This is a genomic window from Microtetraspora sp. NBRC 16547 (assembly GCF_030268965.1).
Lineage (GTDB): Bacteria > Actinomycetota > Actinomycetes > Streptosporangiales > Streptosporangiaceae > Microtetraspora.
In genome coordinates, this window is the sequence record NZ_BSSE01000014.1 from 175,900 (window position 1) to 202,723 (window position 26,824).

Sequence of the window (26,824 nt, forward strand, 5' to 3'; positions counted from 1 at the left end):
GATCCCGACCGATCCCGACCCCGGCCACAACCGGCGGGGCCTGCCCGCCGTGGCCGGCCTCAGCGGGTCTTGTTCGCCGCCACCCGACGGCGGGCATAGCCGAGACGCTCATAGAGCCGGACCGCCGAGTGGTTCCAGTCGTCCACCATCAGCGCGGACCGGCCGTGATCGGCGAGCAGGGCGGCCGTCACGAACCGGCACACCCGCTCGGCCAGGCCACGCCCGCGCGCCGACACGGCGGTCGCCACCCCGGCCATCAACCCCACGGCGGGCGCGGACCAGGCGTCGGCCGCGACCGCCACCAGTTCTCCGGACCCGTCCCGGATACCGGCCCAGCGGGACACCCGCGGGATGCCCGGCACGGCATAGGAGGACGGGTTCGCCAGGGCGAGCAGCGCGCCGACCTCGGGATCGGCACTCGGCTCCAGCCACGTCGCCCCGGTACCCGCGCTTGATCCCACCTCTGATCCCACCTCTGATCGCGGCTCGGCTCCCGCCCCGGACGCCACCGGTGATCCCGGCTCCGATCCCGGCCGTGGCACCAGGACCCGCCCGGCCTGGCCGCCGCCCTCCCCGTCTCCCACGCGGCCAAGGTCGTCGGCGTCGGCGGCGGGGGCGGCGTCATCGGCGCGGCTCGGCAACGGCGCTGCGGGAGCGAGCGCCGCGGTGACCATCCACGAGAAGCCGACGGCCTCCGTCAGCTCCTCGATCCCGGCCGACACCGCCATCACCAGCTCGGCATCACCGAACGGCCGGTATGTCGGCCCCGACTCGGCCAGCGCGTGCCGTACAAGCGGCAGGGCGCAGGCCGTGCTCCCCCGGATGGCAAGCCGGTCACGGCGAGAGGCACCGGGGCTGGCCACCGCCACCGCGTCACCCACAACCCACGCCCGGACTCCCGGGCGCATCCCCTGAGCCGCCCACACGATCAGGTCGTCGTCCTCACACGCGTCGACGACCTGGGCGACCGTGGTCAGCTCCCGCAGTGCCCCGCCCGGCCGCCGCGCCGTCGCGGAGCCGGCAGGCGGCGCCGCGGACGCCGTAGAAGACAGTCCGGACGTCGCGGACGCTCCAGAAGGCGCTGCCGAAGACAATGCCGAAGACAACCCGGCGGGCGGCTCAGGAGAGGGCGTCACAGAATCGCGCCCGGCGTGTACGCGGCGGCCTCCGGATAGCGTGCCGTGATCTCCGCCACCTGGTCGACGAGCGCGGCCACCTGATCGGACGCCGCGCCGGTGAACGAGATCCGGTCCCCAAGCAGCGCGTCGAGCCGGTCACGGTCCAGCGGGAACCGCTCGTCGGCGGCGAGCCGGTCAAGCAGCGCGTTCGCCGACCCCTGCGATCGCATCGCCAGCGCCGACGCCACCGCGTGCTCCTTGATCAGCTCATGCCCGGTCTCCCGGCCGACACCGGCGCGCACCGCCGCCATCAGCATCTTCGTCGTCCCGAGGAACGGCAGGTACCGGTCCAGCTCCGCCTCGATGACCGCCGGGAACGCCCCGAACTCGTCCAGCACGGTCAGCATCGTCTCCACCAGACCGTCGAACGCGAAGAACGCGTCCGGCAGCGCGACCCGGCGCACCACCGAGCAGGACACGTCGCCCTCGTTCCACTGGTCCCCGGCCAGCTCGCCCGCCATCGACGCGTACCCGCGCAGGATCACCGTCAGGCCGTTGACCCGCTCGCAGGAACGCGTGTTCATCTTGTGCGGCATCGCCGAGGACCCGACCTGGCCCTCCTTGAACCCCTCGGTGACCAGCTCGTGCCCGGCCATCAGCCGGATCGTCTTGGCCAGCGACGACGGCGCGGCGGCCAGCTGCACCAGCGCCGACAGCACGTCGTAGTCCAGCGACCGCGGGTACACCTGCCCCACGCTGGTGAACCGGCGGGAGAACCCGAGATGCGCCGCCACGCGGTCCTCCAGCTCCGCCAGCTTCTCCGGCGTGCCGAGCAGGTCCAGCATGTCCTGCGCGGTCCCGACCGGGCCCTTCACACCGCGCAGCGGGTACCGCTCGATCAGGTCCTCCAGCCGCCCGAACGCCACCAGCAGCTCGTCCGCCGCCGTCGCGAACCGCTTGCCCAGCGTGGTCGCCTGCGCGGCGACGTTGTGCGAACGCCCCGCCATGACCAGTTCGGCGTGCTGGGCCGCCAGCCGCGCCAGCCGGGACAGCAGCGCGACCGTCCGCGCCCGCACCAGCAGCAGGCTGTCGCGCACCTGCAACTGCTCGACGTTCTCGGTCAGGTCACGCGAGGTCATCCCCTTGTGCACCTGCTCGTGCCCCGCCAGCGCGTTGAACTCCTCGATGCGGGCCTTCACGTCGTGCCGGGTGACCCGCTCACGCGCGGCGATCGAGGCGAGATCGACCTGCTCGACGACCTTCTCGTAGTCGGCCACCGCCTGCGCCGGCACCTCCACGCCCAGGTCGGCCTGGACCTTCAGCACAGCGAGCCACAACCGGCGCTCCAGCACCACCTTGTGCTCAGGGGACCACAGACGGGCCAGCTCCGCCGAGGCGTAGCGGGCGGCCAGGACATTGGGGATACGCGGCTTGTCACTCACGTTGCCTCAGTTTATTGAGTCCGCCCCGGTACGGCTCGCGCCGGTCCCCCCATAGGAGAACCGGCGCGAGCCGTACCCTTTCGCAACCGCTGCTCCGGCCGCGACTTCGGCCGCGTATCCGGCCGTTACGTCCACCGCTATTTCGACGGCGCGAGCGCGTCCTCGTCGTAGACCTTCACATCCGACTGCGGCCGGTCCTTCGGCGTGCGGCGCAGCCGCTCCTTCGTACGCTCCACGATCGTGTAGAGCGTCGGCACCAGCACCAGCGTCAGCAGCGTCGAGGAGATCAACCCGCCGATCACCACGATCGCCAGCGGCTGCGAGATGAACCCGCCCGACCCGGTCACGCCCAGCGCCATCGGCGTCAGCGCGCAGATCGTCGCGATCGCGGTCATCAGGATCGGCCGCAACCGCCGCCGTCCGCCCTCCAGCACCGCCTCCACGATCCCCAGCCCCTGCTCGCGGTACTGGTTGATCAGGTCGATCAGCACGATCGCATTCGTCACCACGATGCCGATCAGCATCAGCATGCCGATCATCGCCGGGACGCCCAGAGCCGTGTCCGTCACCAGCAGCAGCCCGATCGCGCCGGTCGCGGCGAACGGGATCGACACCAGCAGGATCAATGGCTGCACGAAGCTCCGGAACGTCGCCACCATGATCATGAAGACGATGGCCACCGCCAGCATCATCGCCAGCCCGAGGTCCGCGAACGCCTTCTCCTGCTCCGCGCTCGCGCCGCCGATCTTGTACGTCACGCCCGCGGGCAGCTTCACGCCCTTCAGCTTGTCCGTCACCTTCGCCGTGATCGCACCCAGGTCGGCCGCGTCCGCCTTGCCGGACACCGTCGCCGTACGGTCACCGTTCTGGCGGGTGATCTGCGTCGGCCCGTCCGCCCGGTTCACGTCCGCCACGGAGCTCAGCTTGACCAGCCCCGAAGGCGTCGGCAGGGTGATCTTCTCGATCGCCGCCACGCTCGCCGGAGCGTCGCCCATCCGCAGCACGATGTCGCTGGGTCGTCCGTCCAGGCTGATCGACCCGAGCGGCGCGCCGCGGAACGCCTGCGCGACGAGCTGGCCGACGGTCGCCTCGGTCAGGCCCTTGGCGGCGGCCTTCTCGCGATCCACGTGGACCTCGATCCGGGGTGCGCTGTCCTCCAGGTTGGAGCCGACGTCCCGCAGGCCGTCGATCTCGGACATCGCCTGCCGTACGGTGGTCGCCGCGGTCTTCAGCTCGCCGGTGTCCACGCCCTGCAGGATGACCTGCACCTGGTCCGTGCTGAACCCGCCGTCGGAACCGCCGACGGTGATCTCACCCACGCCGGACAGGCCCTTCAGCCGGTCACGCAGGGACTCCTGGAACTCCGACGTGTCCACGCCCTCGGCCACCGTCACCGAGTAGGACGCGCGGTCGGCGCCGCCGCCGAGCCCGCCCATGAACTGGCTGCCGCCGCCCACCGTGACCTGGTAGGACTCGATCTGCGTGCTGAACTCCGAGAAGACCGCCTCGACCTTCTTGGCCGCCGCGTCCGTGGTGGCCAGCGCGGTTCCGACGGGCATCCGCTGGGTGATCTGGATCGAGTCGTTGCCGGAGGAGTCGAGGAAGTTCGTCTTCAGGTTCGGCACCAGCGCCATCGTGCCGGCGAACACCACGGCCCCGATCACCAGTGTGATCGCCCGGCGCTGGGTCGCGAACCGCAGCACCGGCAGGTACATCCGCTGGAGCGGGCTGCGCAGCTCCCGCAGCTCCGCCTCCTCCCGAGTCGCCTCCGCCTCGGCCGGCGACAGCACCGGAGCCTTCAGGAACCAGTACGCCAGCACCGGGATCACGGTCAGCGACACCAGCAGCGACGCGAGCAGCGCCACCGTCACGGTCACCGCGAACGGGCTGAACAGCTGCCCCACCATGCCGCCGACGAACGCGATCGGCAGGAACACCGCGACCGTCGTCAGCGTGGACGCCGTCACGGCCCCCGCCACCTCGCGCACCGCCGTGAGGATCGCCTGCCGCTTGTCCTCGCCGTAACCGAGGTGCCGCTTGATGTTCTCCAGCACCACGATCGAGTCGTCCACGACCCGGCCCACCGCGATCGTCAACGCGCCCAGCGTCAGCAGGTTCAGCGAGTAGTCGCCCACCCACAGCGCGATCAGCGCCATCACCACCGACAGCGGGATCGACACCGCCGTCACGATGGTCGACCGTACCGACAGCAGGAACACCAGGATGACCAGCACCGCGAACGCCAGGCCGAGCAGTCCCTCGGTGGTGAGGTCCTCGATCGACTGCTCGACGTACGGGGCCTGGTCGAACACCACGGTCAGCTCAGAGGTGTCCCCGATCGCGCGGGTCAGCTCCGGAAGCGCGGCCCGCACGTCATGCGAGATCCGCACGGCGTTGCCGCCCGGCTTCATCGTGATCGACACGCCCAGGCTCGGCTGCCCGTTGGTCCGGGTCAGCGTGGTCGCGGCCGTTTCCTTGACCGTGATGTCGGCCACATCGCCCAGCTTGACCGGCTTGGGCGCCGCCGGCTTGGCCGCGACCTGCGCCTGGCCGGGCACCTGCCCGCCCGCACCCGCACCCGCACCCGCGCCACCGGCGGCACCACCGGCCGCACCGCCCATCGCGGCGCCGGCACGGCCGCCCGCCCCGGCGCCGCCCGCGGCCTGCGCTGCGGGGGCGGCGGGGGCGAGGTAGAGGTTCTTCAGGTCGTCGATCGTCTCGATCCGGTCCCCGACCTGCACGGTCAGCGTCCGGTCCTTCTCCGTGACGGCACCCGCGGGGATGGCGATCCCGTTCGCGCGCAGCAACTCGGGGATCGAGGCGGGCGACAGGCCGCGCATCGCCAGCTTCACCTGGTCGGGCGTGATGACGACCTGCTTCCCCCGCGCGCCGGTGACCGTCGCCTGGCGGACGCCGTCGATGCCCTGCAGCTTCGGCACCATGACCCGTTCGAGCCGGTCGTACATCGCGTACTGGTCGCCCGAGTCGCCCACCGCGATCACCATCACGGGGATGTCGTCGGTGTTGCCGGCGATCACCTGCGGATCGACCCCGGAGGGAAGCTGTGCGCCGATCCGGCCCACGGCCTGCTGCATCTTGGCGACGGCCGCGTCGATGTCGGTGCCATACTCGAACGCGACCTGAACCTGCGCCAGTCCTTCCTTGGACGTCGAGGTGATGTCGGTGGCGCCCGCGATGCCCTGGAAACTGTTCTCGATCGGCTTGGTCACCTGTTCCTCGACGATCTCGGGCGACGCGCCGGGATAGGCCGCCACCACGAACGCCCCCGGAAAGCTCAGGGACGGGAACAGTTGCTGTTTGAGAGAGGGGATCGCGAAGGCGCCGAGTGCGCTGAGCACGACCGCGATCATCATGACGAGAGTGCGGTTGCCCAGGCTCAGGCGAGCCAGGAAGGTCATCTGGCGAAGCTCCTTCACGGATGATCTTGAAAAAGGATTCGCTCCACCCTAACACTTCGCGTTAGGCGAATAATTCGCATTCGCGTTAGCGACTGATAACCTGACTCGCTGACACGAGAGGTGAACGTGGGCGACAACGAGGCGACAGGACAGCCGGGCGGCGAGCGGAACGAGCGCTGCGCGCTGATCGACCGGCTCACCCAGTTGCAGCGGACACTCGGCCGCTTCCTCGCCTACGACCGCTCCATGCCGCTGCTCGCGTCCAGCCTCACCATGCAGCAACTCAAGGTCGTCGTGATGCTCTTCTTCCACGACGCCTCCTCCGGCCAGCACCTCGCCAGAGCGCTCGGCACCGGCCTCGGCACCGTGACCGGCATCGTGGACCGCCTCGTTGCCCGAGGCCTCGTCAGCCGGCGCGAGGACCCCACCGACCGGCGGGTCCGCCTCGTCGAGCTCACCACCCGCGGCCGGCTCCTCGCCGAGGAGCTCATCGACGCCGGAACATCCAACTACATGCGACTTCTCGACCGGCTCGACACCGAGACCCTCCACACCCTCGAACAGGTGATGGTCAAGCTCCATACCGCAGCCGAGGACATGCTCGCCGAGAGCGGTCACCCCACCGACTGACCCACGGAAAGCCGGTCGACTCGCCGGCATCGAGGCTCGGCACCCCACACGGCGAAGAACGGTCGTGCGGTGAACCGCCGCCCCTTCCGTCCGCACGAAAGATAGGATGATCGGCTATGTCGTCCTATATTGAGGGCCTCTTCTCCCTCCATGCCCGTACCGCCCTGGTCACCGGCGGCAGCTCGGGCATCGGGCAGGTCATGGCGGAGGCCATCGGCCGCGCCGGCGCGTCCGTCGTCATCGTCGCCCGCCGCGAGGCCGAGCTCGCGGCAGCCGTACGGACCCTCGAAGGACGCGGCGTGCGCGCCGCCGCGATCAGCGCCGACCTCGGCGACCGGGCCGCCGTCGCCCGCGTGTGCGCGGAGGCCCCGGAGTTCTTCGGCGACATCGACATCCTCGTCAACGACGCCGCCAACAACATCCGCCGGCCGATGGGCGACCTCACCACCGACGACTACGACCAGACGATCGCGGTCAACCTCACCGCTCCGTACCTGCTCGGCCAGCACTTCGGCCCCCGCATGGCAGCCCGAGGATGGGGGCGCATCATCAACATCGGCTCCCAGCAGTCGATCAGCGCCTTCGGCGACAGCGGAGTCTACGGCGTGTCCAAGGCGGCCGTCTGCGGCCTGTCCCGGTCACAGGCCGAGGCCTGGTCCGCGAACGGCGTCACCAGCAACACGATCACCCCCGGCTTCATCCTCACCCCGTTGACCGCCCCGGCTCAGGCCGTCCCGGGGCGCGTCGAGGAGCTCGCCGCCCGTTCGATGACCGGCCGCAACGGCCTTCCCTCCGACTTCGCCGGCATCGCCGCGTTCCTCGCGAGCGACGCCTCGGCGTACATCACCGGCCAGGCCATCTGCGTCGACGGCGGATTCAGCGTCCACTGACCCGCCCGCCTCCGCACGACGACACGACACACAGCAAGCCGGCAGGTCACGCCGTACGGCACCGCCGCGACGAACCCGCACAACCCTGATGGCTCATGATCATGCCGCGGCGAAAGCCACCCACCGCGGTGCTCGCGTGTTCGTCGTGAACGCCGACGGTCACCCCGCCGACCAGTGGGCCGGACGCGTCAGCGCCGGGGGAAGCTTGGTGGCGCCGTTCCCCTTGGCCGCGTTGACCTGGGACTGCGTGAGGAAGATGCTTCCGGTGAGATCGGCTCCGCTCAGATCGGCGTCCCGGAAGTCCACCCCGATCAGGTCGGCCGTCCGCAGGTCGGCGTTCGTGAGATCGGCCGCGATGAGATAGGCCCCGCGCAGGTTGGCGCCCCGCAGATCCGCTCCCTTGAGTCTCGCCCCGATGAGATCGGCTCCCCTGTGGTTCTTCTTCCGGCCGGGGACGCCCGCCCGCACGAGTTCGCTGGTGCGCAGCAGCAGAGCGTTGACGTCCTGACGCAGCGCCGCCACGTCCGTCTTCGCGAGCACCTCGGCGCTGTCGCGGGTGAGACGGTCGATGTCGTTCAGCGCGCGGCGGAGGTCGTCGTGGATCGGGCGGGCCGGCGGCAGGGACAGCGCTTCGGCCAAGTACCAGAGCAGCTCGTGGAGCTGCCGCATGACGGCGAACACGTCGAACATCTGCCGCGCGGTGTGCGGGGCCTGCCGCCAATCCTGCCCGCCGAAGGTGACCTGCGAGACCTTCTGCCCGGCGCCGAGACAGTCGAAGACGGTACAGCCGGAGAACCCCCGCTCACGGAGATGCGCGTGGATGCCGCACCGGAAATCCGCCCGCAGGTTCGCACACGGCTTTCCGGCGTCCTTGTCGACCGCGAAATCGGCTGAGGCGGCGAAGGGCAGCGCGACACAGCACAACCCGAAGCAACTCGCGCAGTCGGCGCGCAGGCCGAGACGGTCGCTCTCAGTGGAAGAGGCCTGGTGCTTCTGGGACAACGTGCGCGATCTCCTGCCGGAAAGGGTGAGCGGAAAAGGATGAACGGAGACGAGCAGCGGCTTCCCGTTGCTCTGGGAAGTTCATTCTCCCCGACCGGGCAGGGTCGGATTGACCCGACCTCGTCCGGCCGACAGCAGTCTCTCCGCCAGCGCGCGACAGCGCCTCCCGAGCTCCGGAGGATCGAGTACCTCGAAGTCGTGCCCCAGCAGGAGCACGTGCATGAGCACGAAGTCGAGGCTGCCGGCGCCACTGAGCACCTCGCAGAGCTCGCTCCCTCGCCGTCGCACGACGGCCGCCGACGCCGGAATCTGCGCGCGCACCGTGTCGGCCGACGCGTGCACGAGGAAGCGCGCCTGGTGCGGGTAGACCCGGCTCGCCACACCCTCCTGCACGTACGTCGCCGCGTCGGGCGCCGCGCGCGGGCGGAAGCGCCAGGTCCGTGCAGACACATCGGTCATCCGGTCGACGCGGAAGCTGCGCCAGTCGTCACGATCGAGGTCATAGGCGAGGAGGTACCAGCGCCGGTCGGAGGCGACCAGACGGTAGGGCTCGACCCGCCGCCGTCGCACCTCGCTTCCGGACGGGTAGTCGAAGCCGGCCTCCACCTCGTCACGGCAGGCTCTGGCCAGCGTCATGAGCACCTCGGGGTCGACCGGCGTGCGGCCTCCGCCGAAGGACTCCACCGAGCCGGAGAGCGCGCGCACCTCGTGCCGCAACCGGGTGGGCAGCACCCGGTCGAGCTTGGTCAGCGCCCGGAGTGCGGCGTCACCGGCGCCGGCGACCGCGCCACCCGCGCCGACGAGCAGCGAGACCACGGTGGCGATCGCCTCCTCATCGTCGAGAAGCAGCGGCGGCAGGTCCTGCCCCGGGCCGAGCTGATAGCCGCCGCCGACCCCCTGGCTGGCCTGCACCGGATAGCCGAGCGTACGCAGCCGCTCGACATCACGCCGTACCGTGCGCGGCGTGACCCCGAGCGTGTCGGCGAGTTCGGGGCCGGTCCAGACCCGGCGCTGCTGCAGCAGCCCGAGCAGGGTGAGCACCCGCTCCGTCGTACCCCGCTCGTCACCGCTTGCCACGACCATGTCGGCCACCCTGCCACATAGCGGACGGATTCTGTCCGCTAGGGGTGTCAGGGTGGCTCCATCTGCATACGAAACCCGCTACGAACGGAGCAACCCGATGAGCCGCCACATCCAGGTCACCTTCGACGCCCACGACCCGCGGGCGCTGTCGTCGTTCTGGCGCGACGTACTGGGCTACGTCCACCCCGGCCCGCCCGGAGTCGACCTGCCCGAGGACGCCGACCCGCTCGCCGCGTGGGACGACTTCCTCGCGCGGGTCGGCATACCGGAGGAGCAGCGCAACACGAGATCGGCCATCGAGGACCCGGACGGGCACGGCCCCCGGCTGTTCTTCCAGCAGGTGCCGGAGGACAAGGTCGCCAAGAACCGCGTCCACCTCGACGTCCGTGCGGCTCCCGGACTGCAGGGAGAGGAGCGGATGGCGGCGCTGGAGGTCGAGTGCGACCGGCTCGTCGCCCTGGGAGCGACGCGGGTAGGTCGCTACGAGCCCGCTCCCCCGATGAGCGCCGGCTTCATCGTGATGACCGACCCCGAGGGCAACGAGTTCTGCCTGGACTGACGCCACTTCGCCGGACATGCCGACGTGGACGCGTTCGGCGACCGCCCGCGCCAGCGCGCCGCGCTGCTTGGCCGTCAGCGCCGGATCGATCAGGTCCTGCACGATCTGGTAGCGCCACAGGCCGATGGCGCGAGCCTGCTCGGCCCGCCGCCGGCGCTCGTCTTCGGCTTTCGTCTCATGGGCGGTGCTGAAGATCCAGAGTGCGTGGTGCCATGAGCGCGCAAGGGGCGGCGGCGCAGACCGTTATCCGCGCCACCGCCCCTGATCCGGCTTGGACTACCGCGTCAGCGGGTCAAAGCCCCTTGCACTGCCCGGTCTTGGGACCGGACACGGTGTTGACCTTGCCGTTGTTCGTCGGCGCCGGGGAGTTTCCGCTGCAGCTCAACTGCCCGCTGATCCGGTTACCGGACACGACCGGTGCTTCGGTCACCCGGTTGTCGGTCAAGCTGACCGGACCGCTCACCGTGGAGTCCAGGATGGTGAGCTTGTCGGTGGCATCGCTGACCGTCACCGGACCACTGACAGTCGTCTGGTTCAGCGAGACACCGGCGGCCTTCGAGGCGCTGATCGGCCCGCTGACATTGGCGCCGGTCGCGTAGAGGCTCGCGCCCTTCTGCACCGTGACCGGCCCGGAGACTGCTGCTCCGTCCAGGCAGGTGACGCCGGAACTCACCTTGAGGGGTCCAGCGTGGCGGCCGGTGATCGTGACCGTGCACGCGGGCCCGGTGTGGGCGGCCAGCGGGATCGCTACGGTGACTGCCGTGCCGGTCGTCTCGCCGGTGATGACGAGGTCCGCGCTCGTCGCGCCCCCTTGCGCTGCGTCAGCGGGCACCGCGAACCCGACGGTTGCACGGCCGACCTCGTCGGTGTTGTCGGTGCTCGCGCCGGCCGTGGCGTCGACCGTGAACGTACCGACCGCTTGGCCGGCGAACGTAGCCGTGACCTTCTCATCCTTCGGCTCGTTGCTGGTGAACGCCAGCGACGACAGGTCGACCGTCACCGTGTCTCCCGCCTTGAAGCCATCCTGGGGCGCGTCGAACCGCACACCGACCGCGCGCTGCGCGTAATCCGGAGCGACGGGGGAGTTCTCCCCCAGGTAGGCGACCATGGACTGAAGGTCGACCTGGCCGGTGTCCCGCTTATCTGCCCCTTCGTTCAGGGTGCTGAAGTTGTCCCCTCCCGAGGCGAGGAACGAGTTCACGACCACGCGGTAGGACTTGGCCGGGTCCAGCGGCTTTCCATCGAGGGTGACCGAGGTGATGTGCCGGCCCTTAGGCGCGGTCGGGTCGTAGGTGTAGAAGAGTCCCTTGGACACGCCGAGCTTGAGGAACGGCCGGCTGGCCCCCTCGGGCTGCCACTGCTCCTCGAGCACCTGGGCGATCTGCTCACCGGTCAGGGTCATCGTGACCAGGGTGTTGGCGAACGGCTGGACTTCGGCCGCCTCCTTGTAGGTGACGGTGCCGTCTTCCTTGCCTACGACCCGGTACCTCATGTCCGTACGGAGCCCGCCCGGGTTCATGAAAGCGATCTCAGTGGATGGGTCGGTGGTGCGAGCACCCGCGAGTTGCGCGTCGGCGACGAGGTTGCCCAGGGTCGACTCACCGCCGCGGTTCTCGGTCGTGCCGTTGGACTGGCGGGCCCGGTTGAAGTCCGCGGTGATCTCACCGAGCTTGCGCGCGCCCTCCCTCTTGGCCACCTCGACGGCGTCATCCACGATTCCCTTGGCCGTCGGATCCGGGCCGTAGAGGGGCTTCCACGAGCCGTCCGCCTGCTTCTCGGTCAGCGGGACGATCTCCGAGTCGACGTTGACCGCTTGCTTCTTGGCCTTGTCGTACGTGAACGTGATCTTGTTGAGGTTGTAGCCGTACTGACCCGCCGACACGACCGGGCGCACGGTCACCGGACGCTTCTCGTCCTGCCACGCCTTGACCGGGACCCTGTGGTCGTATGCCAGGTGGGTGTGGCCGGAGATGATCGCGTCGAAGTTCTTGTCGACCCCGTTCACGATCTTGCCGAAGTCGCTCGTCGGGTCGGTCGCCGACTCGTATTGCGTGGTGGAGGCACCTTCGTGGACGAGCAGCACGACGATGTCGGCCCCCTCCTTGGCCTTCAGCTCGTCAGCGACCTGGTTGACCGCGCTTGGGATGTCCAGGATGTCGAGCATGGAGATGCCCGCGGGGGTGACGAGTTCGTCGAGGTGCTCGGTCACCGCACCGACGAAGCCGACCTTGACCCCGTCGACCTCCTTGACCCAGGACTCAGTGAGCTCCTTGTACCTGTCCTGGAGCTCCTTCTTGACCTTGACATTGGCACCGATGTATTCCCACGTGGCCCGCGGGATGACCCGGTTCATCAGGTCGTCGTAGCCCCGGTCGAACTCGTGGTTGCCGACCGCGCTGACCTCGAGGCCGGCCGCGTTGAGCGCGTCGATGGTCGGGTTGTCCTGCTGGATGAACGAGGTGAACGTCGAGGCACCGATCAGGTCCCCCGCCGCGGCGAAGATGGTATTGGGGTTTTCTGCCCTCATCCCCTTGACCGCGGTCGCCAGCGCTGCGGCTCCCGCTTCCTGACCGTTCGCCTCCAGCCGGCCATGGAAGTCGTTGATCCCGAGGATGTCGATCTCGACAGAGTCATTGGCGAGTGCCGCCGGCGCGCCGATCAGGCCCCCCGCCATCGTGGCTATTACGACCAACGGAGCCAGACGCCTCCGCAGGCGCGTACGGGGTCCCCCGTGAGTTCGGGGAGATCTAGCAAAGGAAAACATAGGGCATAGCATTGCCAAGGGGAAGCAAAAGGGCCAGTTGGTGGTGCGAGTCAGCGGCCCCGGAGTTCAAGGGCAAAATGCACGATTTGCACCACGCCACCCGGGTGGTCACAATGCCTCGGCAGGCAGATAAGCCGTTCGCCTGTTCCTGCGGGCCCGACGAGCCGAGGGGATCCGGCCCGCGGTGCTGGCAGGCAGCCGCGCCGCGGCGTCTTCCCAGCTGAAGAACTCCACATCGTCGAGCTCGGCCGTCTGCATACGGATGGCGGCCGGGTCGGCGATTGTGCCGCCGTCAAAGAGGAAGTTCATCATGGTGCGGGGACGCTGTCCCATGGGCGGCGCCCAGTCGACCACGAGCAGATCTCCCACCTGGACCGTGAGGCCGAGTTCCTCGGCGATCTCGCGAGCGGCGCACTCGTGTGGCGCTTCGTTCGCCTCGACGATCCCCCCGGGGATCGCCCAGTACGGCCGGTAGTTCGGTTTGACCAGCAGAACACGATCCTGGTCATCCGTCAGCAGCACGCATGCCGACATGTAGGCCGTGGGCAGGCTCGCGTACCATTCCGGCGGATCCAGGTAGCCCTTGCTCATCCGGTCACGCTACCCGCAGGTCGTGCACACCCTCAAACACCAGGCACGGGCCCATGTGAGGTGACCTGCCGGGCCAGATCGGCGAGGCGAGCACGCACCCGGCGCGAACGTATCTGCCGGGCGAGTCCCACAGCACGTAGGCCGAGAGCGGCCGCCTGGTCCAGGGCTCCGGCACGCGCGTGAGCCGTCGCGATAAGCGCCGTGTGCAGAGCACGGGTACGAATCAGCGACCGCGACCGGTCGCTTCGTCCGGCGTAGGCCATCCTGGGTGAGCAGCGCGTCAGCCCGTCGTCCACGGCCGGAGCTTGTCGGGGTTGCGTACTGCCCAGAGGTGCTTGATCCGGTCGCCTGCGACCTCGAACGCCATCACCACCACGGTGACGCCGTCTTGCTGAGCCACCAGACCGGTCTGGCCGTTGACCGTACGCTCCAGGATCGTCAGGTCGGGTGCCTTGCCGGCGATATCGACCAAGTAGCGCGCGATCTGCTCGCCACCGTCAACGGGGCGGAGCACAGCGGCGGCGAGGCCGCCGCCGTCGGCGATCGCCGTGGCGTCGGGGTCGAGGAGGCCGATGAGGGCGTCGATGTCCTTGGCCTCCCAGGCCTGCTTGAAGTCCCTGACGATCCGGGCCTGCCGGGATGCCGGGGTCGCGGGAGCCTGCGCGGCGCGGATGCGGCGGCGGGCCGAGGAGGCCAGCTGGCGGCAGGCCGCCGGGGTACGGCCGACGATGTCGGCCACTTCGGCGAAGGAGTAGCGGAAGACGTCGTGCAGGATGAACGCGACGCGCTCGGCCGGGGTCATCGACTCGAGCACGACGAGGAAAGCCATGTTGACCGACTCATCCAGGGTGACCCGGTCGGCCGGGTCGACCATGGCGCCGCCCGGCCGCCCGCTGATCCACTCCGTACGATCGGGCAGCGGCTCCGGGATCCACTCGCCCATATAGCTCTCGCGCCGGACCCGTGCCGAGCCGAGCAGGTCCAGGCAGATGCGGCTGGCGACCTTCGTCAACCACGCGCCGGGCGACTCGATCGCCTCCTGTTGCTGCCGCGACATGGCGTACCAGCGAGCGTACGTCTCTTGTACGACATCCTCGGCATCGGCCAGGGAGCCCAGCAGCCGGTACGCCAGATTGATCAGCTGACGCCGCTCGCTCATGATCGCGGTCAGGCTCGGATCGAGCCGGCCGCCTCCTGGCTCGGATGGGGTGGTCATGGTGTCGCCGACTTTCCTTCGGTGCATCTGCTCTCACCAGATCGACGAGACAGCGCACCGAATTGTGAGGTTGGCGCGTCGCCTCACATTCCGAGGGATTGTCTCGTCGTACTGCTGAGACCAACACCATCCAGCTAACAGTAATGCTCAGCGGCACCATGACCGGCTTCCCCGTCCTGCGATATCGCCTCGCCGGCACCCACGCCCACATTCGGCATACCTCTTCCCCTCTAGGAGTGACCAAGCATGTCAACCATGACCAAGCTCAGCGAGCTGACCGGCGACTACGCGCTCGACACCGCCCACACGCGGATCGGGTTCGTCGCCCGGCACGCGATGGCCACCAGGGTGCGCGGGAAGTTCGACGAGTTCGAGGGAAGCGCGTACCTGGACGGCGACGACCCGTCGAAGTCCAGCGCACGACTCACGATCCAGGCGAAGAGCATCCAGACCCACAACCGGCAGCGCGACGACCAGCTGCGCAGCACGTTTCTGGACACGGACAACCACCCCACCATCACCTTCATCTCGGCCAAGATGGAGCAGATCGACGAGACCACCTTCAAGGTCACCGGTGACCTGACCATCCGCGGCGTGACCAAACCGGTCACTGTGGACTTCGAACTGACCGGCGCCGAGAACGACCCGCGGGGCAACTTCCGGGTCGGCTTCAAGGGCAGCGCCACGATCAACCGCAACGACTGGGGCGTGAACTGGAACGCCGCGACCGCTTTCCTGGTCAGCCCGAAGGTGACGCTGGAGTTCGACGTCGCCGCGATCCGGCAGTCCTGACAAGGCCGGTTTCGGGGTTCCCTCGGCCGCCGCGAAGTCGGCTCCGCGACGGACGAGGATGCTGATCACGGCGGGGGTGAGGGCTCGCAGCAGGGCCTCGTCCACCGTGCGTCACTCCGTGATGGTCGGGCACGCGGTCAGAAACGGGCGCACCTCGAGCCACTCGTGAATCGGCTTCCCACCCGCACCCGGAGCCGCGGACAACTCGCCGGCCAGCTCGAGCGCCCGCTCGTAGGTCTCGACGTCGATCACCATCCAGCCGGCGATCAGGTCCTTGGTCTCCGCGAACGGGCCGTCGGTGACCGGCGGCCGCCCCTCGCCGTCGTAGCGGACGAACGTGCCCTCCGGGGAGAGCGCCTGACTGTCGACGAACTCGCCGGTGCCCTCAAGCCGAGCGGCGAAGTCCTGCATGTACTGCACGTGGGCCGAAAGCTCCTCCGGCGTCCACTGGTCCATCGGCACGTCGTTGACCGATGCCGGCGCGCCCCGGTAGTGCTTGAGCAGCAGGTACTTGGCCATCATGTTCTCCTTCGTCCGGTACGGCCCATTGTGGCCGTGTTCACTCCGGGGACGAAGCCGCGCGCGGGTTCTCGACATCCCACCGCGACATTTCCTGGCGGACTTCAAAGACTCCGCGCACTCCGAGGCGCCACAGATCGGCACAGAGAGCCGCTTCGCGTCCGAGGCGCGAAGCGCACGGTGGTGAGCCAGCCCAGCCGCGTCGGATCGCCGCTTCTCGATCGGCACCCGGTGCGGCCGGCAGGAGTAGGCCTTGTCCGCTGGGCCGACGGCACTGGCGCACGCGGCGTGCCGTCGCTTCGTGAGGAGGATGTCCGCCCAGAGCGGGCGATGAAGGGAAAGGGGAACAACCGCGCCTTTCCACTCCCAACGTATAGCGCACCGGGGGGCTTGCGGCAAGACCCCGGTCGTGCCGGAGAATCGCTCGCCGAGGCCGGAACCTACGGAATCGGGGGATTACGAAGTGCGTGTGTTGTTGTCGACGTATGGGTCGCGCGGGGACGTCGAACCGCTGGCAGGACTCGCGGTACAAGCGGCCCCAGATCGGAGCTGATGACGTGGACCCCGTGACTACCAGTGCGTTCGACCTTCCGGACCACCTCGCCCCCAAGGCCGACCCGAAGCTGATCGCCGGCGATGAGCAGCACTTCGCGGCCATCGCGGAGAGCCTCGAGCAGTCGATCGCCGACCTGTCCGACCGCCTCGACGCCGAGCGCATGGCGCCTGGCGGCATAGGCCGGCAGGCGATGGACCGGGACATGGAGATCCACCGGTTGACCGCTCGCCTGCGCGCACTGCGTCGCTTCGGTTTGGACCTGTGCCTCGGACACATGGTCAGCGCGGACGACCCCGAGCCTGTGTACGTCGGACGACTTGGCCTTACGGACAGCGCGGGTCGTCGGCTGCTGCTCGACTGGCGCTCCCCCGCGGCTGAGCCGTTCTTCGGAGCCACCCACGCCAACCCGATGGGTCTGGCGAGCCGCCGCAGATATCGCTGGACCCGCGGCCGGATCAGCGACTACTGGGACGAAGTGTTCACCTCGGACGGGTTCGAAGGGCACGCCGCGCTCGACGACCAGTCCGCATTCATCGCCAGCCTGGGCGCCAACCGGTCGTCCCGGATGCGAGACGTGCTCGGCACCATCCAGGCCGACCAGGACGCCATCATCCGCGCGGGATCCCGCGGCGCTCTCGTCGTCGACGGCGGTCCGGGTACGGGGAAGACCGTCGTCGCTCTGCACCGCTCCGCCTACCTCCTCTATTCGGACCCTCGCCTCGGTCACCGCCGGGGCGGCGTGCTGTTCGTCGGTCCGCACCAGCCCTACCTGGCCTACGTCGCCGACGTCCTCCCCAGCCTCGGAGAGGAGGGCGTGCAGACCTGCACGCTGCGGGACCTCGTCGCCGAGGGAGCCGCAGCGGCGATCGAGCCCGACCCGGACGTGGCCCGCCTGAAGTCGTCCGCGGACCTGGTGAAGGCGATCGAGCTGGCCGTCAGGTTCTACGAGAACCCGCCCACCAAGGGGATGACGGTCACGACCCACTGGTCCGACATCTGGTTGAGCGCCGACGATTGGGCCGAGGCGTTCGAAGCACCGGAACCCGGTACGCCGCACAACGAGGCGCGGGACCAGATCTGGGAGGAGCTGCTCACGATCCTGATGGACAAGCACGACGGCGACGTCTCGCCTGACCTGCTCCGGAGGTCGCTGCTGCAGGGCAGGGAGCTGCTCACGACCTTCAACAGGGCGTGGCCGCTGATCGAAGCGGCCGACCTCGTCGGAGACCTGTGGTCGGTACCCGCCTACCTGCGGCTGTGCGCTCCCTGGCTGAGCCCTGATGAGGTTCAGAAGCTGCAGCGCGGGGACGCCCAGGCCTGGACGGTGTCCGACCTGCCGCTCCTGGACGCGGCACGGCAGCGGCTCGGCGACCCGGAGGCGTCACGACGTAGGCGGCGGCAGGAAGCCGCTCTCGCCGCCCAACGCGAGCGCATGGCCCAGGTCGTCGACAACCTGATCGAGGCCGATGACGACGGCGAAGGCCTCGTGACGCAGCTGCGCCGAGAGGACCTCCAGCGAAATCTGGTCGACGAGTCTGAGCTGCCCACCCTCGACCCGGACCTGCTCGCCGGCCCGTTCGCGCATATCGTCGTGGACGAGGCCCAGGAACTCACCGATGCGGAGTGGCAGATGCTGCTGCTCCGGTGCCCGTCCCGGAGCTTCACCATCGTCGGGGACCGTGCCCAGGCCAGGCACGGGTTCACCGAGTCGTGGCAGGAACGGCTCGAGCGGATCGGACTCGACCGGATCAACCTGGCCTCCCTGAGCATCAACTACCGGACGCCGGAAGAGGTCATGGCGGAAGCCGAGCCGGTCATCCGGGCCGTGCTCCCGGACGCCAACGTGCCGACCTCCATCCGCAGCAATGGCGTCCCCGTCGTCCACGGATCCGCTTCGGATCTGAGCTCGATCCTCGACACCTGGCTCGCCGCACATGCCGACGGAATCGCCTGCGTCATCGGCGATCCCACGTTCCAGGAGACGTCCCGCGTCCGGTCGCTGACCCCGGAGCTGTCGAAGGGGCTCGAGTTCGACCTGGTCGTCCTCATCGACCCAGAGACGTTCGGCAAAGGCATCGAAGGAGCGGTCGACCGCTATGTCGCGATGACCCGAGCGACCCAGCGACTCGTCATCCTCACGAGTTCCTGACGTCGGCCGCCGGACGAACGCCCACTCCCGGCCCATCAGGCGGTGCCGTTCGCGAACGGGCCTGGATTCTCTTGGGCCAGTGGACCCTGGCGAGGTTTTGGGTTCGATGTCAGGAAAGTTGATCTTCTACGAACCCAGCGCCTTTACATTGTAGATTTCTAGTTTCCGGCGATGGAATGGACGGACAGTCACGCCGGCCTCCCCACTTCACCCTCGCCGCACAGAGAACGGGGCCACGGAGCACGAGAGTTAGCCTGATGAGGAATACGGGAGGGATCACCATGACCGACTACGGCAGTGTGTCCACCACCGGAGACACCTGCACACTGCACTTCGAGCGTCGCCTCCCCCACCCCGTCGAGCGCGTCTGGCGCGCCATCAGCGAGCCCAGGCACCTTGTCGAATGGCTCGCCGAGGTCGAGATCGAGCCGCGCACCGGGGGCCGCGTCATACTGCGCTGGCTTGCCACGGACGAGTACGGCAAGCAGATCGCCCTGCCCCTCGCCCACGGCGTGATCAGCGACTACAAACCACCGCACGTCCTCCAGTTCGACACCGACGTCCACGGGATACTCCGCTGGGAACTGGAGGGGGACGGCAGCGGCTGCCTGCTCCTCTTCAACGCCATCGGCGACTACGGTGACAGGCTCACCAGGATCCTGGCCGGCTGGCACGCCCACCTCGACTTCCTGGCCGACTCGCTCGAAGGCCGCGCCGTCGACTGGCCCAACTGGCCGCGCGCCCGCTGGGAGGTCCTGCACGGCTACTACAGGGCGCGCTGACTCCACCCGGTCCGGGGGTGCATCACCGCGAACACGCCCGGGGCCGCGCGACGCCTCCGGGCGCTCAGGAGGCAGCGACGCCGTACGGGCTGAGCCCGGCGCCGATCGCCGACACCATCCGCTCGGCGTATCGGTGCGCGGCGAGATGCAGGTTGTGCCCGAAGCTGATCCGGGCCACGCCCAGCTCCGTGAGCGCGGCGGGCGACGGCGAGCCGGGCGCGCACAGCGCGTTGACGGGGCCGCCGATCTCCTCGACCAGCGCGCCCAGATCCGCGGTGTGCGCCCGGATCGGGTAGACGCAGTCGGCGCCCGCCTCCAAGTAGCGGCGGCCGCGCCGTACCGCCTCGGCAAGCGGATCCGCGAGCGGATCGGCGTGCCTGGACAGGTACGGATCCGTCCGGGCGTTGACGACCAGGTCGGGGGCCGCCTCCCGCACGGAGGCGAGGAAGTCGGCCTGCTCCTCCATGTCCACGAGCGCGCCGGTACGCGGATCCGAGTCCTCCAGGTTGCAGCCAACCGCGCCGGCCTCGGCCAGCCGCTCCACCAACTCCGCGGGCGACAGGCCGTACCCGCGCTCCACGTCGGCGGTCACCGGGACGTCGACCACCCTGCGGATGCGCGCGATCGCCGCGAACATCTCCCCCGGAGGCGTCCCCTCGCCGTCCTCGTAGCCGAGCACAGCGGCGATCGCCGCGCTGCCGGTGGCGACGGCGGGGAACCCCGCCTCCGCCACCATCCTGGCGCTGGCGGCGTCCCAGACGTTCGGCAGGACCAGCGGCCTGCCCGGCACGTGAAGGGCGCGCAGCGTCGCAGCCGTCTTGTCCGTAGCCGCGGCCAGATCCATCGTGGTCTCCTCGCCTGTCACAGTGGCGGTTCCCGCCGTGGTCGCGGCCCCCGTGGTGCCGCCCGTCATGCTGCCCGGGTCGCGGCCCGAGGCACCGCCTAACCGGCGGGGTGGTACTTTCCGGCGACCATCCGGGTGGAGATCGCGATCCGGTTCCAGGCATTGATCGCGGTGATGGCCCAGATCAGCCGGGCCAGCTCCTGCTCGTCGAACTCCTGCGCCGCCTCCGCGTACACGTCGTCGGGCACGCGGGTGGCGGAGATCAGCGTGATCGCCTCGGTGAGGGCGAGCGCGGCGCGCTCGCGCGCGGTGAAGAACGGCGTCTCCGCCCACGCGGGCAGGGCATAGATCCGCTGCTCGGTCTCCCCTGCCGCCCTGGCGTCCAGGGTGTGCATGTCGATGCAGAACGCACAGCCGTTGATCTGGGATGCCCGGATCTTCACCAGCGCCTGCAGCGAGTCCTCCAGGCCGGACTCGCTGATGGTCCGATTCAGCGCCACCATCGCGCGGTAGATCTCCGGGGCCAACCGGCCGATCTCCATGCGAGCGGGCACGGAAACGGTCGTTGACGTGCTCTCATTCGTCATACGGACAACTCTAGATCGGCGGCGGCCCGATGTCCGAGGTCCAATTCCGGGTCAGATGAACAGGCCATTTCGGCTTCGGAATGCCCGACGGCTGTGACGGTCCCGGCCACGTCATATGTACGACGCACGGCCGGGACCGTGGGTCGATCACGACCGGCCGGTCAGGAACTCCTGGATGATCCGGGTCGTCTCCGCCGGACGCTCGAGGCTCGGCAGGTGACCCGCCCAGTCGAGCCGGAGGAGGCTCGCTTGGGGCATCGTACGGGCGAGATGGCGGGCCGTTTCCTGGAAGTAGACCAGGTCGCGCTCTCCGGACACCACCAGGGTGGGGGCCTGGATCCGGGCCGGGTCGAGCTCGCCGCGGAGCCGCTCCGGCTCCGGGTCGGCCTTGAGCTGCACCTCGAAGGCGTCGCGCTGCATCTCGGCGAGCCGGGCCCTCGTCACTTCGTCCGCCTCGGGGCCGAGCCAGGTCCGCGCGTTGAGGTCCGCGGCGCCCGCGATGTCACCGGCCTCGATCAGCCGCATCTCCTCCGCGCCGAACTCCTCCATGTCGGGGGTCTCGGGCAGCCCGCATCCGGCGTTGAGCAGCACCAGCCGGGAGACCAGGCCGGGATGTCCCGTCGCCAGTTCCAGCGCCACGCGCCCGCCGTACGAGGCGCCGACGACGGCCACCTCGCTCATTCCGAGGGAATCGAGCAGCGCGGCGACGTCGCCGTCGTCGGAGTAGGGGCCGTCCGCCGCCCACGGGCTGCGCCCGTATCCGCGGAACTCCAGCCGGACGACCCGGAACGACGCGGTCAGCGCCTCCCACTGCGGATCCCACATGCGGGCGTCGGCCGTGCCGGCGTGCAGGAGCACCACCGGATCGCCCGCTCCCGCAACCTCATGCCAGATACCAGTCAAACCGTCACAACTCCTTTATCGGGCGTCCATGGCGACGCGTAGGCCGAGGTCGAGGCCAAGGCCGATAAGAATCACACCAGAGAACCGCTCCAGCCGACGCCGTACGGCGGGGCGGTCGAACGCCGGCCGGGTCCGGCCAGCCACCCTGATCAGCCCGGCAGCGACGCGGGGCATGACGAGCATTCGAACGGAAAGTCCCGTTAGCAGAGCGGAGTTGAGCGGCTTGCCGTGACTTTCCGTTCGAATGTGTCTCGCCGAAGGGTTTTCGCAGGTCATGACCCATGCAGTCGGGTGGCCTCGACGGCTGCGATGCGGGCGGCGTATATCCGGTGCGCCTTGCGCTCAGCCGGGCCGGCGCTGTCGGCAGCGGCAGCACTTTGCTCCAGCACGGCGCGGTGAAGCGCAAACGGGGCCACCATACGGACCGAATAGCCGGGGCCGCGGCGGATGTTCCGTCCTGAGACGATGGCCAGGCGGACGACCTCGTCCCCAGCGATGCGCAGGAGATCGGCGAGTCGTCCGGGCACGTCGAGGACCACGTCCACCTGTGGGGCGAGCGCGTCGTCCAGCTCGCCGGGGCGGATCGGAGGCAGGTCGAGCGGGCTGGGCAGGTCGCGGGCGCCGGCGGCGTCGAGAACGCGGCGGATGGTCTTGGGGGCGACCCGGTGCTGCCGAGCCAAGGCCTTGACGGCGGCGCCCTGGCGATAGGCCGCCACGATAGCAGTCGCCGTACTCGGGTCGAGGGCGGCGGGGCGGCCCAGGGTCTTGCCAGCCGCCTCGGCGGCAGCGACACCTTCGCGGGTGTTCTCGCTGATCATGTCGCGCTGGAACTCCAGCACGGCCGCCAGGACGGAGACCATCATTTTGGTGCCGGCGTCGTCGCTGGCCAGGTCGATGCCGGAGAGCAGCCCAGATTCGACGCGCAGGTACAGGCCACGGCGGATGAGGACGGGGCGCAGGGCGAGGATGTCGGTGACGGAGCGGAACAGGCGTGCGGCGTCGGCGATGCGGATGGTGTCGCCGACGGCGGCCTCGTGCAGCAGCGTGGTGAAGCCCGCGCGGTCGAGGGAGAGCTGGCGGCTGGAGGTGGCGGGGTCTTCGTAGACGGGGGCGCCTGCGGCCAGCAGGGCGGCGAGGGCGTGCCGCTGGCGGGCGTCGGTCTGCTTGTCGGTGGAGTGCCGCAGGTAGACCCGGTCAGTCACGTCCGGTATCCGCAGGGTGGGTGCGGGTGAAGGCTCGGGCGCTGCACGCATTGGTGGGGACGTAGTCACGCCGCTCCCGGGTGTCGGCCTGCCAGGCCAGGACGACCGGGCCGCCTGCCTCGTTGGCGCGCACTGCGGTGCGGATCTCGCCGACCTCCCCGCGGACGTGCGCAACCCGCGCCTCGTACCGGGTGATCTCTGCCGCGGTGTGGGGGATCTCCGTGCCGTTCCAATCGGTCTGCTTGAGCAGGGCCATCGTGCCCCCTTATCGGGGCCAGCCGGATGGTGGCCGGTGGGTGTCTGCAACCCACCCTAGGGGGCGAAAAGGGGAGGCGGAAGGCTGAATCGGATCCCATTGGATCGGCGTGCCCTTTCCGCAGGTGGGCGGATGCGGCTCGATTGAATCTGGCGGTGGGGGCGTAATCGACCGATTCTGCCCCCATGGTTTCGGGTTGACGCTGTGGATCAGGCTCTCATCGCGCTGCCCTGTGGAGATCGTTTCTCGAAGCACACGCTGACTTCAACGATGACGGCCAGTCCGAAGTAGACACCGACCGCGAACTGGAGGGCCGCGCACAGCGCTGCCGTGTACGGCGTCGCCGCAGCGACCGCCGTGTAGAGCGCGACGGCGGGTACCCGCCGGCCAGGTACGCCAGGAAGGCGCCGGTCGTGGCGAGCAGCACCACCCGGCCAGGGGCAGGCTGGCCAGGACGGTGAGCACGTAGCCCGGGACGCCCACCGGCGACCACCCCGCGGGCTGCCAGCGCGCGGCGACCAGGCAGCCGACAGCGGTCAGGGACACCGCCAGCACGCAGTCGGCGACATACATCACCATCGGACGCGGCCAGGAACGCACCCAGGCAGCCTAAAGCGGCCCACCGCCCGGGCGGTCCGGCCCGGGCTCGCGCGGCGGCCCTGCCGCTGCCAGTCCGGGCTCCTCGCGCCGTGTTCACCAACTGAGCAGCTTCGGGCACCCGGCCGGGGCCGGCGGGCGGTCGCGCAGCGTCCGCACGCCCAGCGGGACCAGGGCGACGCAGAGCAGGGCGGTGACCAGCACGTCGGGGAGGGAGGCGCCTTTCAGCACGCCCATCCAGGTGCCTCCGGCCAGCAGCAGCATCAGGGCGCGGGCGGTGCCGAGGACGCCCGTACGCCAGGCGGCGATGGCCAGCAGGAGCGAGCCCGCGTACTGGCCGACCGAGGCCCATGACTTCACCCGCCATGGGCCGTACGAGATGTCCACGTACTCCTTCATGATCGCATGTGTCGCCTGGTCGAGCCCGATGGCCTCGGTGAGCTGGAAGGCGGTCTGGTCGGCGCCGGCGGAGTACAGGCGGGAGAAGAGCCCGGCGACCAGCAGGGTGGCACCCCAGAAGGCGAGCCCGCCTCCGACCTGCTGTGCCAGGGCGACGAAAGCGGGGAAGAGCAGCATCGCCCCCAGGGCGAAGACCGCGTAGGAGAGGGTGAGGAGGGCTGGTTCCGACGTGTAGGCGAGGAGTTGGCCGTAGGCGGCGAACGGCTGCGCCCCGGCCCACGCCTGCTGCGACGGGGTGAGGGCGGTGATCGTGCTCAGGTGGCGCAGCAGGTATCCGGCGCACATGACGACCGGGCCCAGGATGAGCGCCGAGCCGCCGATCCACCGCCCGGGAAAGTAGGTGTTCATGGGCGGCGAGACTGTCAAGGGTGAGCCGGGCGGGTCATCCGTCGATCGTTGACCGGCACCCGCTACGAAAGTTAGCGCTTCGTGCGGCCGGTGCGTGGTTGTCTAGGCTGGCCGGGTGAGTAACTGGGGGATACCCGCGCGGCTGGAGCCGGTGGCGTTGCCCGTCGTGGCCGTCTGCGCCGCGTTCGTCCCGCTCGGCCGGCCGTACGCCTTCTTCGGGCTTGCCTCGGTGCCTGCCTTCGTGCAGGCGACCGTGGTCGGGGTACTGGCGGCCGGGGCGGCGTCGGCGCTCCCGCGGCGGCGGTGGCCCCTGCTGTTTCTCGCGGCCGCCGACGCGCTGGTGCGCGGGCCCGGATCCCTGCTGTCGGTGGCCGCCTACGTCGTAGCGACCGCGTATCGGCGGCCCGCCCAGTTGTCGGCGTACGCGGTGGTGGCCAGCCTGGTGGCGGTGGTGCCAAGGCCGGGCGCCGACGTGGCCGCGGCGCTCGGCGGCGTACCCCTGTTCGTCTGGCTGCCGCTGGTGTTCAGCATGTGGGTCGACGCGCGCAGGCAACTGGTGGCCGGGCTGCGTGAGCGCGCCGAACGGCTGGAGCGTGAGCAGACCGCCCGCGCGGAGCAGGCCCGCGCGCAGGAGCGGACCCGCATCGCGCGTGACATGCACGACGTGGTGGCTCACCGGGTCTCTCTGATGGTCCTGCGCGCGGGGGCGATGGAGATCAACGCCGCCGATGACAAGACCGCGGCGGAGGCCGAGCTCATCCGCACCACGGGCAAGGAGGCGCTGACCCAGCTCCGGGCGGTGCTTGGGATCCTCGACGAGAAGGACGGGGAGGGGTTCTCGCCGCTGCCCACCCTCGCCGATCTCGACTGGTTGCTGGAACAGTCCCGCGCGGTGGGCGTACCCGTGGAGCTGCGCGACGAGGGTGCGCCCACCGCGGTGCCCGTTATGGTGCAGCACACCGCCTACCGCGTCGTCCAGGAGGCGCTCACCAATGTGCACAAGCACGCGGGCCTGGCCGCGACGCAGGTGGTGCTGCGCCATCTTCCCACCGCGCTGGAGATCAACGTGCAGAACACCACGGTGGGCAGCGCGACGCCGGCCGTGCCCGGCAGCGGGCTTGGCCTCATCGGGCTGAGAGAACGCGTCGAGGTGCTCGGCGGCCGGTTCACCGCCGGGCCCGAGCCGGACGGCGGGTTCCTGGTCTCCGCGAGGCTGCCCACATGATCCGGGTGCTCGTCGCCGACGACGAAGAGCTGGTCCGCGCGGGCCTGCGCATGATCCTGCAGGCCGCCGACGACGTCGAGGTGGTCGCGGAGGCGGAGACCGGGGCGGAGGCGGTGGACGCCGTCGCGCGCCACTGGCCGCACGTCGTGCTCATGGACGTGCGGATGCCCCGCATGGACGGCGTGACCGCCCTCAGGGAGATCAACCGGTCCCCGAACCCGCCCAAGGTCGTCATGCTCACCACCTTCGACCGGGACGAGTACGTCTACGGCGCCCTGCGCGCCGGAGCAATGGGATTCCTGCTGAAGGACACCGCCCCCCGCGACCTGATCGGCGCCGTGCGCGCGGTGGCCGAGGGCAGCGCCACGCTCTCGCCCACGGTGACCAAGCGCGTCATCGACGCCTTCACCGGCCGACACTTCCGCGATGCCCATGACGCCCGGCAACGCCTGGCCGTGCTCACCGGCCGCGAGCAGCAGGTCGTCCAGGCGGTCGCCCGCGGGCTGTCGAACGCGGAGATCGCCCGCGAGCTCGGCGTGAGCGAGCCCACGGTCAAGGTCCACGTCAGCCGTTCCATGGCCAAGCTGGGGCTGGCCAACCGAGTGCAGGTCGCACTCCTCGTCCGCGACGCCGACTGATCGGCGCGCCCCGCTCCGCGGCGTCAGGGGCGGGTCGACAGCCAATCGGGACGGTGGGCAGCGCGAGATAGATCAAAAACTCCAACCACCTAGTCGTTAGATCAATGATCACTTAACGTGATCATCTTGATGAGTTACTTCGGGATCATGCTGTCGTGACACCTGACGAGATGGCGCTGGTACGCCCGCGGCTTGAGAAGTTTGCAGATCAGATGCTGCGGAGGGTGCTTCGTCGCCGTGATCAGCTGGCTAC

The 26,824-nt window shown here is 69.6% G+C and carries 25 protein-coding genes; 9 read left to right on the top strand and 16 right to left on the bottom strand.

Annotated features, from left to right (window positions below; translation table 11 throughout):
• Positions 1 to 59: 59 nt before the first annotated feature.
• From QSK17_RS20445 to QSK17_RS20455, 3 genes are all read right to left on the bottom strand, one after another.
• On the bottom strand, positions 60 to 1,094 hold the full coding sequence (locus QSK17_RS20445; protein ID WP_285706536.1) for a GNAT family N-acetyltransferase: 1,035 nt from the start codon (positions 1,092 to 1,094) through the stop codon (positions 60 to 62).
• Between the two features lie 38 nt (positions 1,095 to 1,132).
• A complete protein-coding gene (gene purB / locus QSK17_RS20450) occupies positions 1,133 to 2,560 on the bottom strand; it encodes an adenylosuccinate lyase (RefSeq protein WP_285706537.1) in 1,428 nt (475 codons plus the stop codon).
• A 137-nt stretch (positions 2,561 to 2,697) separates the two neighbouring features.
• Entirely contained in the window at positions 2,698 to 5,979 is a 3,282-nt protein-coding gene (locus QSK17_RS20455; RefSeq protein ID WP_285706538.1) for an efflux RND transporter permease subunit, read from the bottom strand.
• Positions 5,980 to 6,105: 126 nt separating this feature from the next.
• Here QSK17_RS20455 and QSK17_RS20460 point away from each other — a divergent pair, with 126 nt between their 5' ends.
• Together QSK17_RS20460 and QSK17_RS20465 are read left to right on the top strand one after the other, a co-directional pair.
• Complete coding sequence (locus tag QSK17_RS20460; RefSeq protein ID WP_285706539.1) at positions 6,106 to 6,609, top strand: MarR family winged helix-turn-helix transcriptional regulator; 504 nt, start codon at positions 6,106 to 6,108, stop codon at positions 6,607 to 6,609.
• Between the two features lie 116 nt (positions 6,610 to 6,725).
• Positions 6,726 to 7,499, top strand: coding sequence for an SDR family NAD(P)-dependent oxidoreductase (locus tag QSK17_RS20465; RefSeq protein WP_285706540.1), 774 nt, complete (start codon positions 6,726 to 6,728; stop codon positions 7,497 to 7,499).
• Positions 7,500 to 7,658: 159 nt separating this feature from the next.
• Here QSK17_RS20465 and QSK17_RS20470 read toward each other — a convergent pair whose 3' ends face one another.
• On the bottom strand, positions 7,659 to 8,501 hold the full coding sequence (locus QSK17_RS20470) for a pentapeptide repeat-containing protein (protein WP_285706541.1): 843 nt from the start codon (positions 8,499 to 8,501) through the stop codon (positions 7,659 to 7,661).
• 81 nt (positions 8,502 to 8,582) lie between these two features.
• Complete coding sequence (locus tag QSK17_RS20475; protein WP_285706543.1) at positions 8,583 to 9,584, bottom strand: helix-turn-helix transcriptional regulator; 1,002 nt, start codon at positions 9,582 to 9,584, stop codon at positions 8,583 to 8,585.
• Between the two features lie 97 nt (positions 9,585 to 9,681).
• Between QSK17_RS20475 and QSK17_RS20480 the strand changes: the two genes are divergently transcribed.
• Positions 9,682 to 10,143 (top strand): VOC family protein, encoded by a 462-nt coding sequence (locus QSK17_RS20480; RefSeq protein WP_285706544.1) that lies wholly within the window; start codon positions 9,682 to 9,684, stop codon positions 10,141 to 10,143.
• Between the two features lie 24 nt (positions 10,144 to 10,167).
• The gene (locus QSK17_RS20485) at positions 10,168 to 10,359 is read left to right on the top strand and encodes a hypothetical protein (protein ID WP_285706545.1); all 192 of its coding nucleotides are present in this window, start codon (positions 10,168 to 10,170) and stop codon (positions 10,357 to 10,359) included.
• 76 nt (positions 10,360 to 10,435) lie between these two features.
• Here QSK17_RS20485 and QSK17_RS20490 read toward each other — a convergent pair whose 3' ends face one another.
• The 3 genes from QSK17_RS20490 to sigJ form a co-directional block, all read right to left on the bottom strand.
• Complete coding sequence (locus tag QSK17_RS20490; protein ID WP_285706546.1) at positions 10,436 to 12,817, bottom strand: 5'-nucleotidase C-terminal domain-containing protein; 2,382 nt, start codon at positions 12,815 to 12,817, stop codon at positions 10,436 to 10,438.
• A 198-nt stretch (positions 12,818 to 13,015) separates the two neighbouring features.
• Entirely contained in the window at positions 13,016 to 13,498 is a 483-nt protein-coding gene (locus QSK17_RS20495) for an NUDIX domain-containing protein (RefSeq protein ID WP_285706547.1), read from the bottom strand.
• Positions 13,499 to 13,778: 280 nt separating this feature from the next.
• On the bottom strand, positions 13,779 to 14,714 hold the full coding sequence (gene sigJ / locus QSK17_RS20500) for an RNA polymerase sigma factor SigJ (RefSeq protein WP_285706548.1): 936 nt from the start codon (positions 14,712 to 14,714) through the stop codon (positions 13,779 to 13,781).
• 246 nt (positions 14,715 to 14,960) lie between these two features.
• Here sigJ and QSK17_RS20505 point away from each other — a divergent pair, with 246 nt between their 5' ends.
• On the top strand, positions 14,961 to 15,506 hold the full coding sequence (locus QSK17_RS20505) for a YceI family protein (protein ID WP_285706549.1): 546 nt from the start codon (positions 14,961 to 14,963) through the stop codon (positions 15,504 to 15,506).
• 111 nt (positions 15,507 to 15,617) lie between these two features.
• Here QSK17_RS20505 and QSK17_RS20510 read toward each other — a convergent pair whose 3' ends face one another.
• Entirely contained in the window at positions 15,618 to 16,025 is a 408-nt protein-coding gene (locus QSK17_RS20510; RefSeq protein ID WP_285706550.1) for a YciI family protein, read from the bottom strand.
• A gap of 557 nt (positions 16,026 to 16,582) precedes the next feature.
• On the opposite strand from QSK17_RS20510, the gene helR reads away from it, so the two are divergent.
• Positions 16,583 to 18,730 (top strand): RNA polymerase recycling motor ATPase HelR, encoded by a 2,148-nt coding sequence (helR, locus tag QSK17_RS20515; RefSeq protein ID WP_285706551.1) that lies wholly within the window; start codon positions 16,583 to 16,585, stop codon positions 18,728 to 18,730.
• Positions 18,731 to 18,987: 257 nt separating this feature from the next.
• Positions 18,988 to 19,512, top strand: coding sequence for an SRPBCC domain-containing protein (locus QSK17_RS20520; RefSeq protein ID WP_285706552.1), 525 nt, complete (start codon positions 18,988 to 18,990; stop codon positions 19,510 to 19,512).
• Positions 19,513 to 19,576: 64 nt separating this feature from the next.
• Here QSK17_RS20520 and QSK17_RS20525 read toward each other — a convergent pair whose 3' ends face one another.
• From QSK17_RS20525 to QSK17_RS20555, 7 genes are all read right to left on the bottom strand, one after another.
• Positions 19,577 to 20,425, bottom strand: coding sequence for an isocitrate lyase/PEP mutase family protein (locus tag QSK17_RS20525; protein WP_285706553.1), 849 nt, complete (start codon positions 20,423 to 20,425; stop codon positions 19,577 to 19,579).
• A gap of 29 nt (positions 20,426 to 20,454) precedes the next feature.
• Positions 20,455 to 20,943 carry a carboxymuconolactone decarboxylase family protein gene (locus QSK17_RS20530; protein ID WP_285706554.1) on the bottom strand — a complete coding sequence of 163 codons (489 nt, stop codon included), beginning with the start codon at positions 20,941 to 20,943 and terminating at the stop codon, positions 20,455 to 20,457.
• A gap of 147 nt (positions 20,944 to 21,090) precedes the next feature.
• Positions 21,091 to 21,846, bottom strand: a complete 756-nt coding sequence (locus tag QSK17_RS20535) for an alpha/beta fold hydrolase (RefSeq protein ID WP_285706555.1) — start codon at positions 21,844 to 21,846, stop codon at positions 21,091 to 21,093.
• A 15-nt stretch (positions 21,847 to 21,861) separates the two neighbouring features.
• Positions 21,862 to 22,020 (bottom strand): hypothetical protein, encoded by a 159-nt coding sequence (locus QSK17_RS20540; RefSeq protein WP_285706556.1) that lies wholly within the window; start codon positions 22,018 to 22,020, stop codon positions 21,862 to 21,864.
• A 98-nt stretch (positions 22,021 to 22,118) separates the two neighbouring features.
• Complete coding sequence (locus tag QSK17_RS20545) at positions 22,119 to 23,048, bottom strand: recombinase family protein (protein WP_285706557.1); 930 nt, start codon at positions 23,046 to 23,048, stop codon at positions 22,119 to 22,121.
• Positions 23,041 to 23,304, bottom strand: coding sequence for a hypothetical protein (locus QSK17_RS20550; RefSeq protein ID WP_285706558.1), 264 nt, complete (start codon positions 23,302 to 23,304; stop codon positions 23,041 to 23,043). The genes QSK17_RS20545 and QSK17_RS20550 overlap by 8 nt, the downstream gene beginning before the upstream one ends.
• Before the next feature lie 693 nt (positions 23,305 to 23,997).
• On the bottom strand, positions 23,998 to 24,708 hold the full coding sequence (locus QSK17_RS20555; protein WP_285706559.1) for a hypothetical protein: 711 nt from the start codon (positions 24,706 to 24,708) through the stop codon (positions 23,998 to 24,000).
• 115 nt (positions 24,709 to 24,823) lie between these two features.
• Here QSK17_RS20555 and QSK17_RS20560 point away from each other — a divergent pair, with 115 nt between their 5' ends.
• Entirely contained in the window at positions 24,824 to 25,933 is a 1,110-nt protein-coding gene (locus QSK17_RS20560) for a sensor histidine kinase (RefSeq protein WP_285706560.1), read from the top strand.
• Positions 25,930 to 26,571, top strand: a complete 642-nt coding sequence (locus tag QSK17_RS20565; protein WP_285706561.1) for a response regulator — start codon at positions 25,930 to 25,932, stop codon at positions 26,569 to 26,571. The genes QSK17_RS20560 and QSK17_RS20565 overlap by 4 nt, the downstream gene beginning before the upstream one ends.
• The last annotated feature ends 253 nt before the right edge of the window (positions 26,572 to 26,824 follow it).

Bases quoted from the DNA above. Each gene is read 5' to 3' on its own strand.
- QSK17_RS20455 (WP_285706538.1), bottom strand. From the start codon at position 5,979: ATGACCTTCCTGGCTCGCCTGAGCCTGGGCAACCGCACTCTCGTCATG.
- QSK17_RS20465 (WP_285706540.1), top strand. From the start codon at position 6,726: ATGTCGTCCTATATTGAGGGCCTCTTCTCCCTCCATGCCCGTACCGCC.
- QSK17_RS20475 (WP_285706543.1), bottom strand. From the start codon at position 9,584: ATGGTCGTGGCAAGCGGTGACGAGCGGGGTACGACGGAGCGGGTGCTC.
- QSK17_RS20480 (WP_285706544.1), top strand. From the start codon at position 9,682: ATGAGCCGCCACATCCAGGTCACCTTCGACGCCCACGACCCGCGGGCG.
- QSK17_RS20490 (WP_285706546.1), bottom strand. From the start codon at position 12,817: ATGGCGGGGGGCCTGATCGGCGCGCCGGCGGCACTCGCCAATGACTCT.
- QSK17_RS20495 (WP_285706547.1), bottom strand. From the start codon at position 13,498: ATGAGCAAGGGCTACCTGGATCCGCCGGAATGGTACGCGAGCCTGCCC.
- sigJ (WP_285706548.1), bottom strand. From the start codon at position 14,714: ATGACCACCCCATCCGAGCCAGGAGGCGGCCGGCTCGATCCGAGCCTG.
- QSK17_RS20505 (WP_285706549.1), top strand. From the start codon at position 14,961: ATGTCAACCATGACCAAGCTCAGCGAGCTGACCGGCGACTACGCGCTC.
- QSK17_RS20510 (WP_285706550.1), bottom strand. From the start codon at position 16,025: ATGGCCAAGTACCTGCTGCTCAAGCACTACCGGGGCGCGCCGGCATCG.
- QSK17_RS20520 (WP_285706552.1), top strand. From the start codon at position 18,988: ATGAGGAATACGGGAGGGATCACCATGACCGACTACGGCAGTGTGTCC.
- QSK17_RS20525 (WP_285706553.1), bottom strand. From the start codon at position 20,425: ATGACGGGCGGCACCACGGGGGCCGCGACCACGGCGGGAACCGCCACT.
- QSK17_RS20530 (WP_285706554.1), bottom strand. From the start codon at position 20,943: ATGACGAATGAGAGCACGTCAACGACCGTTTCCGTGCCCGCTCGCATG.
- QSK17_RS20540 (WP_285706556.1), bottom strand. From the start codon at position 22,020: ATGCCCCGCGTCGCTGCCGGGCTGATCAGGGTGGCTGGCCGGACCCGG.
- QSK17_RS20550 (WP_285706558.1), bottom strand. From the start codon at position 23,304: ATGGCCCTGCTCAAGCAGACCGATTGGAACGGCACGGAGATCCCCCAC.
- QSK17_RS20555 (WP_285706559.1), bottom strand. From the start codon at position 24,708: ATGAACACCTACTTTCCCGGGCGGTGGATCGGCGGCTCGGCGCTCATC.
- QSK17_RS20565 (WP_285706561.1), top strand. From the start codon at position 25,930: ATGATCCGGGTGCTCGTCGCCGACGACGAAGAGCTGGTCCGCGCGGGC.